The 16707-nt window shown below is 72.6% G+C and carries 11 protein-coding genes; 7 read left to right on the top strand and 4 right to left on the bottom strand.

Going from position 1 to position 16707, the window contains the following annotated elements:
* Window positions 1–124 precede the first annotated feature (124 nt).
* Window positions 125–2536 (bottom strand): endopeptidase La, encoded by a 2412-nt coding sequence (lon, locus tag ACZ4W5_RS03610; protein WP_465652534.1) that lies wholly within the window; start codon window positions 2534–2536, stop codon window positions 125–127.
* A 166-nt stretch (window positions 2537–2702) separates the two neighbouring features.
* Complete coding sequence (locus ACZ4W5_RS03605; RefSeq protein ID WP_465652532.1) at window positions 2703–3554, bottom strand: rhomboid-like protein; 852 nt, start codon at window positions 3552–3554, stop codon at window positions 2703–2705.
* A 564-nt stretch (window positions 3555–4118) separates the two neighbouring features.
* On the opposite strand from ACZ4W5_RS03605, the gene ACZ4W5_RS03600 reads away from it, so the two are divergent.
* The 6 genes from ACZ4W5_RS03600 to ACZ4W5_RS03575 all read left to right on the top strand — a co-directional run bounded on the left by ACZ4W5_RS03600 (window position 4119) and on the right by ACZ4W5_RS03575 (window position 12669).
* Complete coding sequence (locus ACZ4W5_RS03600) at window positions 4119–4856, top strand: response regulator transcription factor (protein WP_094742879.1); 738 nt, start codon at window positions 4119–4121, stop codon at window positions 4854–4856.
* Window positions 4857–4936: 80 nt separating this feature from the next.
* Window positions 4937–6067, top strand: a complete 1131-nt coding sequence (locus ACZ4W5_RS03595) for a sensor histidine kinase (protein WP_360233498.1) — start codon at window positions 4937–4939, stop codon at window positions 6065–6067.
* 287 nt (window positions 6068–6354) lie between these two features.
* The gene (locus ACZ4W5_RS03590; protein WP_465652529.1) at window positions 6355–10110 is read left to right on the top strand and encodes a multifunctional oxoglutarate decarboxylase/oxoglutarate dehydrogenase thiamine pyrophosphate-binding subunit/dihydrolipoyllysine-residue succinyltransferase subunit; all 3756 of its coding nucleotides are present in this window, start codon (window positions 6355–6357) and stop codon (window positions 10108–10110) included.
* Between the two features lie 153 nt (window positions 10111–10263).
* A complete protein-coding gene (locus ACZ4W5_RS03585; protein WP_350504423.1) occupies window positions 10264–10446 on the top strand; it encodes a DUF6104 family protein in 183 nt (60 codons plus the stop codon).
* Between the two features lie 206 nt (window positions 10447–10652).
* Window positions 10653–11576 carry a DUF4097 family beta strand repeat-containing protein gene (locus ACZ4W5_RS03580; protein WP_402481266.1) on the top strand — a complete coding sequence of 308 codons (924 nt, stop codon included), beginning with the start codon at window positions 10653–10655 and terminating at the stop codon, window positions 11574–11576.
* Window position 11577: 1 nt separating this feature from the next.
* The gene (locus ACZ4W5_RS03575; protein ID WP_465652526.1) at window positions 11578–12669 is read left to right on the top strand and encodes a PadR family transcriptional regulator; all 1092 of its coding nucleotides are present in this window, start codon (window positions 11578–11580) and stop codon (window positions 12667–12669) included.
* A 57-nt stretch (window positions 12670–12726) separates the two neighbouring features.
* Here ACZ4W5_RS03575 and ACZ4W5_RS03570 read toward each other — a convergent pair whose 3' ends face one another.
* Both ACZ4W5_RS03570 and ACZ4W5_RS03565 read right to left on the bottom strand, forming a co-directional pair.
* Window positions 12727–13689 carry a zinc-binding dehydrogenase gene (locus ACZ4W5_RS03570; RefSeq protein WP_465652524.1) on the bottom strand — a complete coding sequence of 321 codons (963 nt, stop codon included), beginning with the start codon at window positions 13687–13689 and terminating at the stop codon, window positions 12727–12729.
* 192 nt (window positions 13690–13881) lie between these two features.
* Complete coding sequence (locus tag ACZ4W5_RS03565) at window positions 13882–15075, bottom strand: NAD(P)-dependent malic enzyme (RefSeq protein ID WP_465652522.1); 1194 nt, start codon at window positions 15073–15075, stop codon at window positions 13882–13884.
* A 583-nt stretch (window positions 15076–15658) separates the two neighbouring features.
* Between ACZ4W5_RS03565 and ACZ4W5_RS03560 the strand changes: the two genes are divergently transcribed.
* The gene (locus ACZ4W5_RS03560) at window positions 15659–16585 is read left to right on the top strand and encodes an ABC transporter substrate-binding protein (protein ID WP_402481275.1); all 927 of its coding nucleotides are present in this window, start codon (window positions 15659–15661) and stop codon (window positions 16583–16585) included.
* Window positions 16586–16707: the final 122 nt, after the last annotated feature.

The following is a 16707-nucleotide window of genomic DNA, read 5'->3' as shown; positions in this document are numbered from 1 at the left end:
GCGCCTGGCGCGTGCTAGGGCCGGCGGGGTGTCGTTTCTCCCTCTCTCCTCCCCTCCCCCCCCCCCCCCCCCCCCCCCCCCCCCCCCCCCCCCCCCCCCCCCCGGGCCGCCCGCGCCGACCGCGTCAGGCCGCGGCGACCAGCACTCCGGCCGGCTCCAGGGCCAGCTCCAGCACCTCCCGTACGTCGGCCACCGGGTGGACGGTGAGCCGCGACAGCACCTCGGCCGGGACGTCGTCCAGGTCGGCCTCGTTGCGCTTGGGGATGATCACCGTGGTGACGCCGGCCCGGTCGGCGGCGAGCAGCTTCTGCTTCACCCCGCCGATCGGCAGCACCCGCCCGGTCAGCGACACCTCGCCCGTCATCGCCACGTCGGTGCGCACCTTGCGGCCGGAGAGCAGCGAGGCGAGCGCCGTGGTCATGGTGATGCCGGCGCTCGGCCCGTCCTTGGGGACGGCCCCGGCCGGGATGTGCAGGTGCACGCCGCGGTCGCGCAGCGAGGTGACCGGCAGTTCCAGCTCGGCGCCGCGCGAGCGGAGGTAGGAGAGCGCGATGTGCGCGGACTCCTTCATCACGTCGCCCAGCTGCCCGGTCAGGGTCAGCCCGGTGCCGCCGGTCTCGGCGTCGGCCAGCGAGGCCTCGATGTAGAGGACGTCGCCGCCGGCGCCGGTGACGGCGAGGCCGGTGGCCACCCCGGGGACGGCGGTGCGCCGCTCGGCCGGCTCCTGGGCGGACTCCGGCACGTGGTGCGGGCGGCCGATCAGGGCGGGCAGGTCCGCCGCGCCGACCGCGGCGGGCAGCTCGCGCTCGCCCAGCTCGGCCTGGGCGGCGATCTTGCGCAGCACCCGGGCGATCGAGCGCTCCAGGTTCCGCACGCCCGCCTCCCGGGTGTACTCCCCGGCGAGCCGGCGCAGCGCCTCCTCGTCCACGCCGACCTGCTCGCCGCCGAGGCCGGCCTTCTCCAGCTGGCGCGGGAGCAGGTGGTCGCGGGCGATGACGACCTTCTCGTCCTCGGTGTAGCCGTCCAGCCGGACCAGCTCCATCCGGTCGAGCAGCGGCTCGGGGATGGCCTCCAGCACGTTGGCGGTGGCGAGGAAGACCACGTCGGAGAGGTCGAGCTCGACCTCCAGGTAGTGGTCCCGGAAGGTGTGGTTCTGCGCCGGGTCCAGCACCTCCAGCAGGGCGGCGGCCGGGTCGCCCCGGTAGTCGGAGCCGACCTTGTCGATCTCGTCGAGCAGGACGACCGGGTTCATCGAGCCGGCCTCCTTGATCGCCCGCACCAGCCGGCCGGGCTGCGCGCCGACGTAGGTGCGCCGGTGGCCGCGGATCTCGGCCTCGTCCCGGACGCCGCCGAGCGCGACCCGGACGAAGCTGCGGCCCATGGCGCGGGCCACGCTCTCGCCGAGCGAGGTCTTGCCGACGCCGGGCGGCCCGACCAGGGCCAGCACCGCGCCGCCCCGGCGGCCGCCGACCAGCCCGAGCCCCTGGTCGGCCCGGCGCTTGCGCACCGCGAGGTACTCGACGATGCGGTCCTTCACGTCGGCCAGGCCGGCGTGGTCGGCGTCGAGCACGGCGCGGGCGGCGGCGATGTCGTACGCGTCCTCGCTGCGCTCGCTCCAGGGCAGCTCCAGGACGGTGTCCAGCCAGGTGCGGATCCAGGAGCCCTCGGGCGACTGGTCGGAGGAGCGCTCCAGCTTGTCGACCTCCTTGAGCGCGGCCTCGCGGACCTTCTCGGGCAGGTCGGCGGCCTCGACCCGGGCGCGGTAGTCGCCCTCCTCGTCGGCCGGGTCACCGTTCAGCTCGGCCAGCTCCTTGCGGACGGCCTCCAGCTGGCGGCGGAGCAGGAACTCCTTCTGCTGCTTGGCCACGCCCTCCTCGACGTCCTTGCGGATGGTGTCGTTGACCTCCTCCTCGGCGAGGTGGTCGCGCAGCAGGGTGAGCGCGTACTCCAGGCGGGCGACCTGGTCGGCCTCCAGCAGCACCTTGAGCTTCTGCTCGGCGGTGGCGAAGGGCGCGTAGCCGATGTTGTCGGCGAGCTCGCCGACGCCCTCGATCTGCGCCACCCGGTCGACGATCTGCCAGGCGCCGCGCTTGCGCAGCCACTGGGTGGACAGCGCCTTGTACTCCTTGACCAGCTCGGCGGCCCGCCCGGCCACCGGCATGCCGACCGAGGACTCCTGGAACGGTGTGGTCTCCACCCAGAGGGCGGCGCCGGGGCCGGTGGTGCCGACCCCGATCCGGACCCGGCGCACGGCGCGCACCAGCGCCGCCGGCTGCCCGATCGTGCCCGGGCCGTCGGCCAGCCGGCCGACCTGCTCGACGGTGGCCAGCGTGCCGGCCGCCGCGTACGAGCCGTCCACCCGCGGGACCAGCAGGACCTGGGGCTTGCCGGAGCCGGCGGCCGCGGCACGGGCGGCCTCGACCGCGGCACGCACCTCGGTGTCCTTGAGGTCCAGCGGGACGACCATGCCCGGGAGCACCACCTCGTCGTCGAGGGGCAGCACGGGCAGGGTGAGCGGTGTGGACGTCGATGCCATGATCTCTCCCCGGTCAGTGAACTTGAGTCGACCTGACTAAGGATTCACGAGCGCCAGTTGTTCCCCGCATCTTGTTCGCCGTGAGCGAACGGCGTCGTCACCGGAACGGCCGGGAGGAGGCGCCGTCAAAAGGAAGCGGAAAGAACGGCCCAAGAGGGCCCCGGCGTCAGCGCGCGGTGGACGGTCGCCGCCCGGCCCGCACCGCCGCGGCGGCCAGGGAGACGACCGGGGAGACGACCGAGGAGAGCGCCGAGGAGGCGGACAGGGAAGCGGCGGAACCGACCGCCCGCAGCCGCGCCGGACGCGACCGCGGCCCGGGCGGGCGCCGCTCGATCCGGTCCAGCCGGCGCCCCAGCGCCATCCCGGTGAGCAGCGCGGCCGGGTGCCCCACCGCCGTGACCAGGTCCTTCTGGGTGGCGATCTGCTGGACGAGCATCAGCCCGACGCCGGCCAGCGCCACCGCCCGCGCGCGCGGCGGCAGCGCCCCGGCCGCCGCGCCCAGGCAGGCGAGCACGCCGTAGCTGACGCCGATGTCCAGCTGGTCCATCGCGGCCGGGGCCAGCCGTCCGGTCTCCACCGCGGTGATCACCACGCCCTGGGAGAGCAGGGTGGCCGCGACGTGCCCGGCGGCGAGCACCGCCGCCGTCCGAGCCGGCCCGACCCGGCGCTCCAACGGGGCCAGGGTGAGGGCGAACCCCCACAGGTAGGGCAGCCACGATCCCCCGGCCACCCAGAAGCCGCTGAGCAGCAGGGCGCGCAGCGGGTGCTCGAGCAGGTTGTGGCCGTCGGAGCTGGAAGCTTCCTGCAAACGCCGGACGAGTTCCGGATCGGCGATCCCGGCGAAGGTCGAGGTGGCTCCGACGACCGCGAGATATCCGATCGTGAACGGAGTACGCCGCGGTGTCGGCACGCGTTCCAGCAGCCATTCGACGGCACCGCCGCGCAGCCGGCCCGGAAGCATTCCGTACGGCGCCCCCGAAGGCGCGCGCCCGCCGGCACCCCACCGCAGTCCAGCCATGACGCCTCCGCTCCCACACCCGCAGCCGCACGGCGCCCGGAGGCACCCGACGCCCCGGCACGGAGGCCGGATTCCGCCCTGCGGGGCGTTGTCGCGGCCACGCTACGTCGAGGTTCTGAGAGGCACCTGAGAAAAGCCCGTGAAGACCGTCGACGGCGGGACCGGCCGGATTCCCGGCATTGGTCCAGACCTACTTCCGATTAACGCGTCAGTAGGGCCTCTGACCGGCGACTTGGCGTCAACTGAACTGCATACGTACCGTTACGCAGTGAAAATTCGCCGGGTAAGGTATCGGCCCGTGCCCACTCGTGCGGTGGGCCCGAGGGTGGCCGGACAGCCGGCCCAGCGGGCCGGAAACGTCCGGTCCGCCTGCCGGGAGGCATCCGCTGTCCGTACGCTGCGAAGTGCGTGGGAGGAGTGGACGGAAGACCATCCGTCCGCCACTCCCCGGTGCACGAACGGGACGGCGGACCCGGCACAGTCCACGACGGAACAAGACTACGAGCGGAGCCCCGCCATCCCCACAGGTGGCCGGCCCGCAGCCCTGGGGGCGGTGGCGTGACCGTGACAGAAATTCAGCAGGACAACCCCAACACCGGCGGCACTGTGAGCAGCCAGCGCAGAGTGCTGGTGGTGGAGGACGAACCCACGATCGCCGAGTCGATCGCGGCGCGACTGGGCGCCGAGGGGTTCAAGGTCGCCGTGGCCCACGACGGCCCCGGCGCGGTGGACGGCTTCCACACCTGGCAGCCGGACCTGGTGGTCCTGGACATCATGCTGCCCGGCTTCGACGGGCTGGAGGTGTGCCGCCGGATCCAGGCCCAGCGCCCGGTGCCGGTACTGATGCTGACCGCCCGCGACGACGAGACGGACCTGCTGGTCGGCCTCGGCGTCGGTGCCGACGACTACATGACCAAGCCGTTCTCCATGCGCGAACTGGCCGCCCGGGTCAACGTGCTGCTGCGCCGCGTCGAGCGTGCCCAGCAGGCGGCCCGCACGCCCGCGCTCGGCAGCCTGCGCTTCGGCGAGCTGGAGATCGACCACGTGCAGCGCCGGGTCCGGCTCGCCTCGGGTGACGTCCACCTGACGCCGACCGAGTTCGACCTGCTGGCCTGCCTGGCCGCCCAGCCGCGCGCGGTGCTCACCCGCGAGCAGCTGCTGGCCGAGGTGTGGGACTGGACCGACGCGTCCGGCACCCGCACCGTGGACAGCCACGTGAAGGCGCTGCGCCGCAAGATCGGCGCCAGCTGGATCCGCACCGTCCACGGCGTCGGATACGCGCTGGAGGCCCCGCTCTCCTGACGGGGGCTTCGGGCGACGGGCCACCGGGGGGCCCGTGTCCCGGCACCGCCGTGACAACACGCGGGGATCACAGGGGACCAATGACCTTTCCACAGCAACGCAACGGGGACGCCGACGGCGCTCGCCCGCAGACCCTGGCCGCCCGGGCGGCCAGCCGGGTCTGGGCCGACATCCGTCCGCTCGACCCGGTCCGCTCGATCAAGGGCAAGCTCGCCCTGCTGGTGATCGTCTCCGTGTTCCTGGCCACCGGGATGGTGGTCGTGGCGATCCGGTCCGAGACCCAGATCCGGATCATCATGGTCTTCTCCATGATCGCCTCGCTGCTGTTCATGCAGTTCCTCGCACACGGGCTGACCGCCCCGCTGCGCGAGATGACGGACGCCGCCCGCGCGATGGCCTCCGGCGACTACAGCCGCCGGGTCGAGGTGAACTCGCGCGACGAGATCGGCGAACTGGCGGCCGCCTTCAACGGCATGGCCGCCGACCTCCAGGCCGCCGACCGGCACCGCCGAGAGCTGGTCGCCAACGTCTCGCACGAGCTGCGCACGCCGATCGCGGCACTGCGCGCCGTGCTGGAGAACGTGGTGGACGGCGTCGTCCAGCCCAACCCGGCGACGCTGGGGGCCGCGCTGGAGCAGACCGAGCGGCTCGGCCGCCTGGTCACCCACCTGCTTGACCTCTCCAAGATCGACGACGGCGTGGTCGACCTGGACGCCCGCCCCTTCGAGGTGCGCGAGTTCCTGGACGGCGTGCTGCGCGGGGTCACCGTGGACGGCGCGACGGCCGGCGGGGCCTTCTCCCGGCGCGGCGACGTCCGGCTCGCCCTGGAGGTCAGCCCGGCCGGCCTGACCGCCGTGGCGGACCCGGAACGCCTCCACCAGGTGGTCGCCAACCTGGTCGACAACGCCTGCAAGCACTCCCCGCCCGGCGGCACCGTGACGGTGCGCGCCCGGCCCGACGGCGAGGACGGCGGCCTGCTGCTGGAGGTCCAGGACGAGGGCCCCGGCATCCCGCCGGCGGACCGCGGCCGGGTCTTCGAGCGGTTCAGCCGCAGCGGCACCGCGACGGCCTCCGGGCCGGGCTCGGACGGCGGCACCGGGCTGGGCCTGGCGATCGCCCGCTGGGCGGTGGACCTGCACGGCGGACGGATCGCCGTCGCCGAGTCGCCGCGCGGCTGCCGGATCGAGGTCCGGCTGCCCGGGCAGTCCTGAGCCGGCCGGGACATTTGTCACAGATCCGACACAGACGCATACGAAGATCGTCGACGGATGAACCCGGGTGTTTGTCCGCTTTCGCCCCGATTTAGGGGGTGATCGGGCGCGATCGGTTCCCCTCAGATACGGCTTTCTAACGTGCTTTTTCAGCCAATCTGCAGGTCAGGACTGTGATCTGGGCGACGCCTGGGGCCCGGGGACTGCGCGATCACTGGTCAGGGGCGTAGCCTTAATCCCCGCTGTCCAAACATCCCAAAAGGAAGCGGAAGAGGGCGGTTGCCGCCGTGTCGCCACAGTCCCCTGAAACCCCCAACAGCTCGGCAAGCTCCACTGGCTTCGGCCCCAATGAGTGGCTCGTCGATGAGATCTACCAGCAGTACCTCCAGGACCCGAACTCGGTAGACCGAGCCTGGTGGGACTTTTTCGCCGACTACAAGCCCGGTACCGAGGTGACCCCAGTGACCCAGGCCGCGACCCAGGCCGGCCCCACGCCGACCCCTGCCGCTGCCCCCGCGCCCGCCGCAGCTGCTGCGCCGGCCGCACCCGCCGCCGCCCCGGCCGCTCCGGCCCCGGCCGCTCCGGCCCCGGCCGCCGCCGCCCCGCTCGCCGCCGCGCCCGCCGCGCCCCCGGCCCCCAAGGCCGCCGCCCCGGCCGCGCCCGCCGCTCCCGCCGCGGCCGGCCCCGAGCTGGTCCAGCTGCGCGGCCCGGCCAAGGCCGTCGCCACCAACATGGACGCCTCGCTGGAGGTGCCGACCGCCACCTCGGTCCGCGCCGTCCCGGCGAAGCTGTTGATCGACAACCGCATCGTCATCAACAACCACCTGCAGCGCGCCCGCGGTGGCAAGGTCTCCTTCACTCACCTGATCGGTTACGCCCTGGTCCAGGCCATCAAGGCCGCCCCGGGCATGAACCACAGCTACAAGGTGGAGGACGGCAAGGCCTTCCTGGTCAAGCCGGAGCACGTCAACCTCGGCCTGGCGATCGACCTGGTCAAGCCGAACGGCGACCGCCAGCTCGTCGTCGCCGCCATCAAGAAGGCCGAGACCCTCGACTTCTTCGGCTTCTGGCAGGCCTACGAGGACATCGTCCGCCGGGCCCGCGCCAACAAGCTGACCATGGACGACTTCACCGGCGTCACGGTCTCGCTGACCAACCCCGGCGGCATCGGCACCGTGCACTCCGTGCCGCGCCTGATGCAGAACCAGGGCACCATCGTCGGCGTCGGCGCCATGGAGTACCCGGCCGAGTTCCAGGGCTCCGCCCCGGAGACCCTGTCCCGCCTGGGCGTCTCCAAGATCATGACGCTGACCTCGACCTACGACCACCGCGTCATCCAGGGCGCGGCGTCCGGCGAGTTCCTGCGCGAGATCCACCGCCTGCTGCTCGGCGAGAACGGCTTCTACGACGAGATCTTCGAGTCGCTGCGGATCCCGTACGAGCCGGTCCGCTGGGCCACCGACGTCGCCACCACCCACGACGACGAGGTCAACAAGACCGCGCGCGTCATGGAGCTGATCCACTCCTACCGGGTCCGCGGTCACCTGATGGCCGACACCGACCCGCTGGAGTACAAGCAGCGCAAGCACCCCGACCTGGACGTCACCACCCACGGCCTCACCCTGTGGGACCTGGAGCGCGAGTTCGCGGTCGGCGGCTTCGGCGGCCAGAAGATGATGAAGCTCCGCGACATCCTCGGCCTGCTGCGCAACACCTACTGCCGCACCGTCGGCATCGAGTACATGCACATCCAGGACCCGAAGCAGCGCAAGTGGCTGCAGGAGCGCCTGGAGAAGCCGTACTCGAAGCCGGAGCGCGAGGAGCAGCTGCGGATCCTGCGCCGGCTGAACTCGGCGGAGGCCTTCGAGACCTTCCTGCAGACCAAGTACGTCGGCCAGAAGCGCTTCTCGCTGGAGGGCGGTGAGTCGCTGATCGCGCTGCTGGACGCGACCATCGACTCCGCCGCCGAGCACCGCCTGGACGAGGCCGTCATCGGCATGGCCCACCGCGGCCGCCTGAACGTGCTGGCCAACATCGTCGGCAAGCCGTACGGCAAGATCTTCGGCGAGTTCGAGGGCAACCTCGACCCGAAGTCGATGCACGGCTCCGGCGACGTCAAGTACCACCTGGGCGCCGAGGGCACCTTCACCGGCCTGGACGGCGAGACCATCAAGGTCTCGCTCGCCGCGAACCCCTCCCACCTGGAGGCCGTGGACCCGGTCGTCGAGGGCATCGCCCGCGCCAAGCAGGACATCCTGGACCAGGGCGGCACCACCTTCCCGGTGCTGCCGATCCAGATCCACGGCGACGCGGCCTTCGCCGGCCAGGGCGTCGTCGCGGAGACCCTGAACATGTCGCAGCTGCGCGGCTACCGCACCGGCGGCACCGTGCACGTCGTGGTGAACAACCAGGTCGGCTTCACCGCCGCCCCGGCGTCCTCGCGCTCCTCGATGTACTGCACCGACGTGGCCCGCATGATCGAGGCCCCGATCTTCCACGTGAACGGCGACGACCCGGAGGCCGTGGTCCGCGTCGCGCGGCTCGCCTTCGAGTTCCGCCAGGCGTTCCACAAAGACGTCGTGATCGACCTCATCTGCTACCGCCGCCGCGGTCACAACGAGGCCGACAACCCGTCGTTCACCCAGCCGCTGATGTACGACCTGATCGACAAGAAGCGCTCGGTGCGCAAGCTGTACACCGAGGGCCTGATCGGTCGCGGCGACATCACCATGGAAGAGGCGGAGCAGGCGCTCCAGGACTTCCAGGGCCAGCTGGAGAAGGTCTTCGCCGAGGTCCGCGACGCCGCCCAGGCGCCGGCCCCGACCTCCGGCGGCAAGCCGCAGGCCGACTTCCCGGTCAACATCCAGACCGGCATCTCCCAGGAGATGGTCAAGCGGATCGCCGCCTCGCAGGTCAACCTGCCGGACTGGCTGACCGTCCACCCGCGCCTGCTGCCGCAGCTGCAGCGCCGCGCCGCCTCGGTCGAGGACAACACCATCGACTGGGCGATGGGCGAGACCCTCGCCATCGGCTCGCTGCTCATGGAGGGCCACCCGGTCCGCCTGGCCGGCCAGGACAGCCGCCGCGGCACCTTCGGCCAGCGGCACGCCGTGCTGATCGACCGCAAGACCGGCGAGGACTACACCCCGCTGCAGTACCTCACCGAGGACCAGGCCCGCTACACCGTCTACGACAGCCTGCTGTCGGAGTACGCGGCCATGGGCTTCGAGTACGGCTACTCGCTGACCCGCCCGAACGCGCTGGTCATGTGGGAGGCGCAGTTCGGCGACTTCGTCAACGGCGCGCAGACCATGGTGGACGAGTACATCGCCTCCGCCGAGCAGAAGTGGGGCCAGCACTCCGGCGTCACCCTGCTGCTGCCGCACGGCTACGAGGGCCAGGGGCCGGACCACTCGTCCGCCCGCCCGGAGCGTTTCCTGCAGATGTGCGCGCAGGACAACATGACGGTCGCGATGCCGACCCTGCCGTCGAACTACTTCCACCTGCTGCGCTGGCAGGCGCACAACCCGCACCACAAGCCGCTGGTCGTCTTCACCCCGAAGTCGATGCTGCGTCTCAAGGCCGCGGCGAGTGCGACCGAGGAGTTCCTGTCCGGCTCGTTCCGCCCGGTCATCGGCGACACCACCGTCGACCCGGCGCAGGTCCGCAAGGTGGTCATCACCGCCGGCAAGTTCTACTACGACGTGGCGGCCGCCCGCGCCGAGCGCGGTGTCACCGACACCGCGATCGTCCGGGTCGAGCGGCTCTACCCGCTGCCGGTGGCCGAGCTCCAGGAGGAGCTGGCCCGCTACGGCGACAACGTCCAGTTCGTCTGGGCGCAGGAGGAGCCGGCCAACCAGGGTGCCTGGCCGTTCATCGCGATGAACCTGGTCGACCACCTCCAGGTCGTCATCGGCCGCAGCGGCGGCGACGCCCGCCTGCGCCGGGTCGCCCGCACCGCGGCCTCGTCGCCGGCGGTCGGCTCCGCCAAGCGGCACGCGGCCGAGCAGCAGGCGCTGCTGGAGGAGATCTTCGCGCTCTGACGCGCGCAGGCTCCACGGCACCACCGACGCCCGCGGCCCCGTCCCCCGACCAGGGGGGGCGGGGCCGCGGGCGTACCGGCCGACCGCCGCCGCACCGGTCGGCCGGCCCCGACTATCCTGACCGGGTCAATCCCCATCCGACCGGAGCGAACCGTGTACTTCACCGACCGAGGCATCGAGGAGCTGGAGAGCCGGCGCGGCGAGGAGGAGGTCACCTTCGAGTGGCTCGCCGAGCGCCTGCGCGAGTTCGTCGACCTCAACCCGGACTTCGAGATCCCGGTCGAGCGGCTGGCCACCTGGCTGGCCCGGCTCGACGACGAGGACGACGACGAGTGAGCCCCAGCGGCCGCTCGTAGCAGGGCCCGGGAGGCGACCGCCTCCCGGGCCCTTCGCACGTCTCCCGTAGGGGACGGCTCCGGGACGCGTCGGGGCCGGGTCAGGGGTGGGTTCCGGGGTGGAACCGCTTGCTTTTCCCGGCACGCGATATATCGTCTTTGGAAGAGAACGCGATACATCGCGATCCGCTACGGGAGGCGGCAGAGATGAGCCAGTGGACGATCGAGGAGCCGGGCAGGACCACGTTCGAGGACGAGGTCCGCGCGCTGCACGTGCGCGTCATCGACGGCACGGTGAACGTGGTCGCGGCCGAGGGCCCGGCCCGCCTGGAGGTCACCGACCTCACCGGTGACCCGCTGCACCTGACGCTGGTCGACGGCGTCCTGACCGTCACCTACAAGGACATCAACAGCTGGGGCGAGTTCGGCAGCTGGATCAAGTCGGTCGGCTCGGTCCGCAGCTTCTTCGACTCCTTCAAGCGCAAGCGCTCGGTCGGCGTCACCCTGACCGTGCCGGCCGGCACCGAGGTCAAGGTCGGCACCGTGTCGGCGCACGCCACCGTGACCGGCATCGACGGCCAGGTCTCGGTGCAGAGCGCCAGCGGCGACACCACCCTGGCCGGGGTCACCGGCCGGATCGACGCGAGCACCGTCACCGGCGACGTGGACGCCCAGGCGGTCGGCGGCCAGCTCAAGGTCAACACCGTCTCCGGGCAGCTCACCGTGATCGCCGGCACCGCCGACCGGGTCCAGGCCAACACCGTCACCGGCGCCGTCACCCTGGACCTCGACGTGGCCGGCGAGACCGACGTCAAGGTCAACACGGTCAGCGGCCCGGTCGTGGTCCGGATCCCCTCGCTGGCGGACGCCACCGTCGAGGCCGGCTCCACCAGCGGCGACGTCTCCAGCACCTTCGACGAGCTCAGGATGAGCAGCACCTGGGGCGCCAAGAAGATCACCGGCCAGCTCGGCGAGGGCCGCGGCAGCCTCAACGTCACCACCGTCTCCGGCGCGGTCACCGTGCTGCGCCGCCCCGAGTCGGAGGACGACGCCCCGGTGGTGGTCCGGGAGCTCCCGGCCGGCCCCGCCTCCGACGGGCCCACCGGCCCCGACCTCACCAAGGAGGCCTGAGATGAGCCCCGTGTTCGGCCACGGCCGGCTCCGGCTCTACCTGCTCAAGCTGCTGGACGAGGCCCCGCGGCACGGCTACGAGGTGATCCGCCTGCTGGAGGAGCGCTTCCAGGGCCTGTACGCGCCGTCCGCCGGCACCGTCTACCCGCGACTGGCGAAGCTGGAGCAGGAGGGCCTGGTCAGCCACAGCACCGAGGGCGGCCGCAAGGTCTACCGGCTGACCGACGCCGGGCGCGCCGAACTCGAAGCCCGGCGGGTCGAGTTGGACGAGCTGGAGCTGGAGATCCACGACTCGGTGGCGCAGCTCGCCGGGGCGATCCGGGAGGACGTCCGGGACAGCGCCAAGGACCTGCGCGAGGAGCTCTGGCAGGCCGCCAAGCAGGCCCCCCGGCCGGACCGCGCCGAGACCGGCGGCGACCCGTGGGCCGGGCCCTGGGGCGACAACGACGCCTGGCAGCGCGCCAAGGAGGAGTTCGCCCAGTTCAAGCGGCAGGCCAAGGAGCAGGCCAAGCGCGCCCGGGAGCAGGAGCGGGCCGCCAAGGCCAAGGCGAAGGCCGCCGAGGAGGAGGCCCGCCGGCTGCGCGAGCAGGCCAAGGCCTCCCGCACCGCCGCCCAGCAGGAGGCGCTGCGGATCAAGCGCCGGGTCGAGCAGCAGGTGCGCGAGCACGCCGCGAAGGGCGACTGGCCGACCGGGCTGGCCGAGGGCCTGTCCGAACTGACCAAGGGCCTGGCCGGGCTGGCCGACGCGGCCCGCTGGGGCCATCCGACCGGTGAGGCCGGCGAGGGCGCCGGGGCGGCCGAGCCCTCCGAGCCGTCCGAGCGGGTCACGGTCACCCGGATCGACCTGGACAAGGACTCGGGCGAGGACTCGGGCAAGGGCCAGGCCGGGCCGACCGCCACCGCGGACCTGCCGCCGTGGGCGCGCACCGATCCGGACGGCGACCCGGCCCGCGAACTGGAGCGGCTGCTCGACCGCTTCCGCGACCAAGTCCGCGACGCGGCCCGGGACGGCGCGGTGAGCGCCGACCGGCTGGCCGAGGCCCGCTCGGTGCTGGGCGCCGCCGGCGAACGGTTGAAGCGGCTGCTCGGCTGACCAGGCCGCCCGCCCGGGCCCGGTGCCCCCGACCAGGGGGCGCCGGGCCGCCGCGCGTCAGGGGTTGAGCACGATCTTGCCGAAGACCTCGCCCTTGGCGAGCCGGGCGAAGCCGTCCCGGGCCTCGGCCAGCGGCAGCACCGAGTCGATCACCGGACGGACCCCGCTGTTGGCGCACAGGGACAGCAGCCCGGCCAGCTCCTCCTTGGTGCCCATGGTCGAACCGACCACCTTGAGCTCCAGGAAGAAGATCCGGTTCAGCTCGGCGGCCTTCGGGCTGGGGCCGGAGGTGGCACCCGAGATGACGATGGTGCCGCCCGGGCGCAGCGACTTCACCGAGTGCGACCAGGTCGCGGCGCCGACCGTCTCCATCACCGCGTCCACCCGGTCGGGCAGCCGGGCGCCGCTCTCGAAGGCCGCGTCCGCGCCGAGCCCGACCGCCCGGTCGCGCTTGGCCTCGTCCCGGCCGGTGACCCAGACCCGCAGGCCGGCCGCCTTGGCGAGCACGATCAGCGCGGTCGCCACCCCGCCGCCGGCCCCCTGCACCAGCACCGTGTCACCGGGCTTGACCCCGGCGTTGGTGAACAGCATCCGGTACGCCGTCAGCCAGGCCGTGGGCAGGCAGGCGGCCTCCTCGAAGCTCAGCTCGGCCGGCTTGGGCAGCAAGTTCCAGGTGGGCACGGCCACCCGCTGGGCGAAGGTGCCCTGGTAACGCTCGGTCAGGATGGACCGGGGCTCCTTCGGGCCCACCCCGTGGCCGGACTGGCCGATCACCGAGTGGACGACCACCTCGTTGCCGTCCTCGTCGACGCCGGCGGCGTCACAGCCGAGGATCATCGGCAGCTTCTCGGCGGGCAGGCCGACTCCGCGCAGCGACCACAGGTCGTGGTGGTTGAGGCTGGCGGCCCTGACCGTGACCACGCTCCACCCGGGACGGGCCTGCGGCTCGGGGAGTTCGCCCAGCTCCAGCCCGCTCAGCGGGTCGTCGGCGTCGATACGGGCGGCATAGGCAGCAAACATGCCCCGGACACTAGCCGGGACGGCCGGGGCCGGGAACCACGCGTGAGTGTGACGCGTGTCCCGACTGTTACTCCCCCGCTTGTTACTCCCCCGCTCGCCTCCGGGCGCTCGGACCCGCTGCGGCTCGGGGGGCGGGGGAGCGGCCGTCGTGGCCGGCACGCTCCCCCGGCCCCGGGGGCCGGTGCCCGATCGTCAGATCCGGGCGACGCCCTCCGCGCGGGCGGCCTCGGCCACGGCCTTGGTGACGGCCGGGGCGACCCGCTCGTCGAACGGCGAGGGGATGACCTTCTGCGGGGTCAGCTCGTCGGCCACCACGGCGGCCAGCGCCTTGGCGGCGGCCAGCTTCATGCCCTCGGTGATCCGGGAGGCCCGCACCTGGAGGGCGCCGGCGAAGATGCCCGGGAAGGCCAGCACGTTGTTGATCTGGTTCGGGAAGTCGCTGCGCCCGGTGGCGACGACAGCCGCGTACTTGTGCGCCACCTCGGGGTGGATCTCCGGGTTGGGGTTGGCCATCGCGAAGACGAACGCGCCCTCGGCCATGGTCGCCACGACCTCCTCCGGCACGGTGCCGCCGGAGACGCCGATGAACACGTCGGCGCCGGCCAGCGCGTCGGCCAGCGAGCCCTTGAGCTCCGAACGGTTGGTCAGCTCGGCGATCTCGGCCTTGACGTCGGTCAGGTCCTCACGGCCCCGGTACACCACGCCCTTGCGGTCGCAGACGGAGACGTCGCCGATGCCCGCCGCCAGCAGCATCTTGGCGATGGCGATACCGGCCGCGCCGGCGCCGGAGATCACGGCCCGCAGCGAGCCGATCTCCCGGCCGGTCACCTTGGCGGCGTTCCACAGGGCGGCCGTGGTGACGATCGCGGTGCCGTGCTGGTCGTCGTGGAAGACCGGGATGTCCAGGGCGTCCTGGAGCCGGCGCTCGATCTCGAAGCAGCGGGGGGCGGAGATGTCCTCCAGGTTGACGCCGCCGAAGGACGGGGCCAGCCGGACCACCGTCTCGACGATCTCGTCCACCTCGGTGCAGGCCAGCGCGATCGGCACCGCGTCCACCCCGCCGAACTGCTTGAACAGGATGGCCTTGCCCTCCATCACGGGGAGCGAGGCCTCCGGGCCGATGTCGCCCAGACCCAGCACGGCGGTGCCGTCGGTGACCACCGCGACGGTGTTGGACTTCCAGGTGTAGTCGTTGACCAGCTCCGGCTGCTCGGCGATGGCCGTGCAGACCCGGGCGACACCGGGGGTGTAGGCGAGGGACAGGTCGTCCGCGTCGCGCACCGGCACGGTCGCCCGGATCTCCATCTTGCCGCCGCGGTGGAGCGCGAAAACGGCGTCGACCGGATCGTCGGTGTCCTGGGTGCTGCTGATGATCTCCGCTGCCACGATGACCTCTTCGTCATTGTTCCGGCGAGGTGCGCGGCCGACGGACTGGGCGCCCCGGCCGTAAGCCGGAAACCGGGTACGCCTGAGCGGACCCGGGGTCGGGGCGGGGGCGCTGCCGTCGGGTGGCGCCCTCGGATGAGGGTTTTTTATGGGGTCTTGTGTTGTCCGCTTGTGCTACCGGGCCGAGCGTAGGTCGGACCAAGGCATCGCACCTATGCCTTTTCGTCCTCGTCGCGCGCAGTTCATCGCCGTGCTGTCGCGTCGGCTGGGGCCCGGTGTCGGAAGCGCCGGGCTCCGGCGGCGGCAACGGCGCTGAGGCACGCGCACCCGCAAGTGTGAACGCAGATCCACGGGGGATCGGTGCCCCGGATACGGAGCCACGTGATGACTTCCGGTCCTGGGCACCCCGAGCCTGTCGGGGCTCGTCGGTCTGGTTCGAGCGTTCGGGGGTCACCCGGTACCGAATTCTGACACACCCGCTGCCGGGCCCGGCAGGGCGGGATGGCAGGATCGCTTGTCCGCCGTTCCGCGTACACCCGCGCGACACCGCAGCGACCACGGTTCCGCCCTCAGGAGCACCCTCATGCCTCACCTCACGCCCGCCCGTCGCCCGGCCTTCGCCGCGGCCGCCCTGGCCGCCGCCGGCGCCCTGCTGCTCACCGGTTGCGGCGGTGGCGGGCAGGCCGCCGCGAGCGACCCGGTCAAGGACATCCGCGCCAAGCTGCCGAAGGCCCAGCGCTCCGCCGGCGTGCTGCGCATCGGCATGGACGTCAACTACGCGCCGGTGGAGTTCCGCGGCCCGGACGGCAAGCCGACCGGCCTCGACCCGGACCTCGCCGCCGCCCTCGGCCGGATCCTCGACGTGCGGGTCGAGTTCGTGGACACCCCGTTCGACAAGCTGATACCGAACCTCCAGGGCAAGCAGTTCGACGTGGCGATGTCCGCGCTCAGCGACGTCCGCACGCGCCGCGACGGCCTGGACGACGACGGCAAGCAGGTCAACCCGGGCGTCGACTTCGTCGACTACTTCATCGCCGGGACCTCGATCGTCGTCCCGAAGGGCAACCCCAAGGGGATCCGGACCCTGGACGACCTGTGCGGCAAGACGGTCGCCTTCCAGCAGGGCACCACCCAGGACGAGATCGCCACCCGGCAGGTCGCCGTCTGCTCGCGCGCCGGCAAGCAGCTGACGGTGCACCGCTTCGACACCGACGCCAAGGCGCTGGCCGAGGTCGCCGCCGGCACCGCCGCGGCCGGGCTGAACGACTTCCCGGTGGCCGCCTACGCGGCGAAGACGACGGACGGCGGGGGCCGCTTCGAGGTGACCGGGGCCCAGTCCACCTCCAACCCGTACGGCATCGCGGTCCGCAAGGAGGACACCGAGCTGCGCGACACCGTGTCCAAGGCGGTGGACCAGCTGATCCGCAGCGGCGAGTACGACAAGATCCTCGCCAAGTGGAACGTGAGCGCGGGCGCGGCGCAGAACGCGGTGGTCAACGGGGGCATCTGACCCGCGCGCAGCGGCGGGGCGCGGGTCGGGAACGGGCGGGGCCGCGGGGCAGCGGCGGGGCGTCCGGGAACAGCACAGCCGGATCTGCATACTTATACGCAGGGTGACAGGGGCACGCGATC

The organism is Kitasatospora sp. NPDC029367 (assembly GCF_055569135.1).
This window is presented reverse-complemented; position numbering and strand designations above follow the sequence as displayed.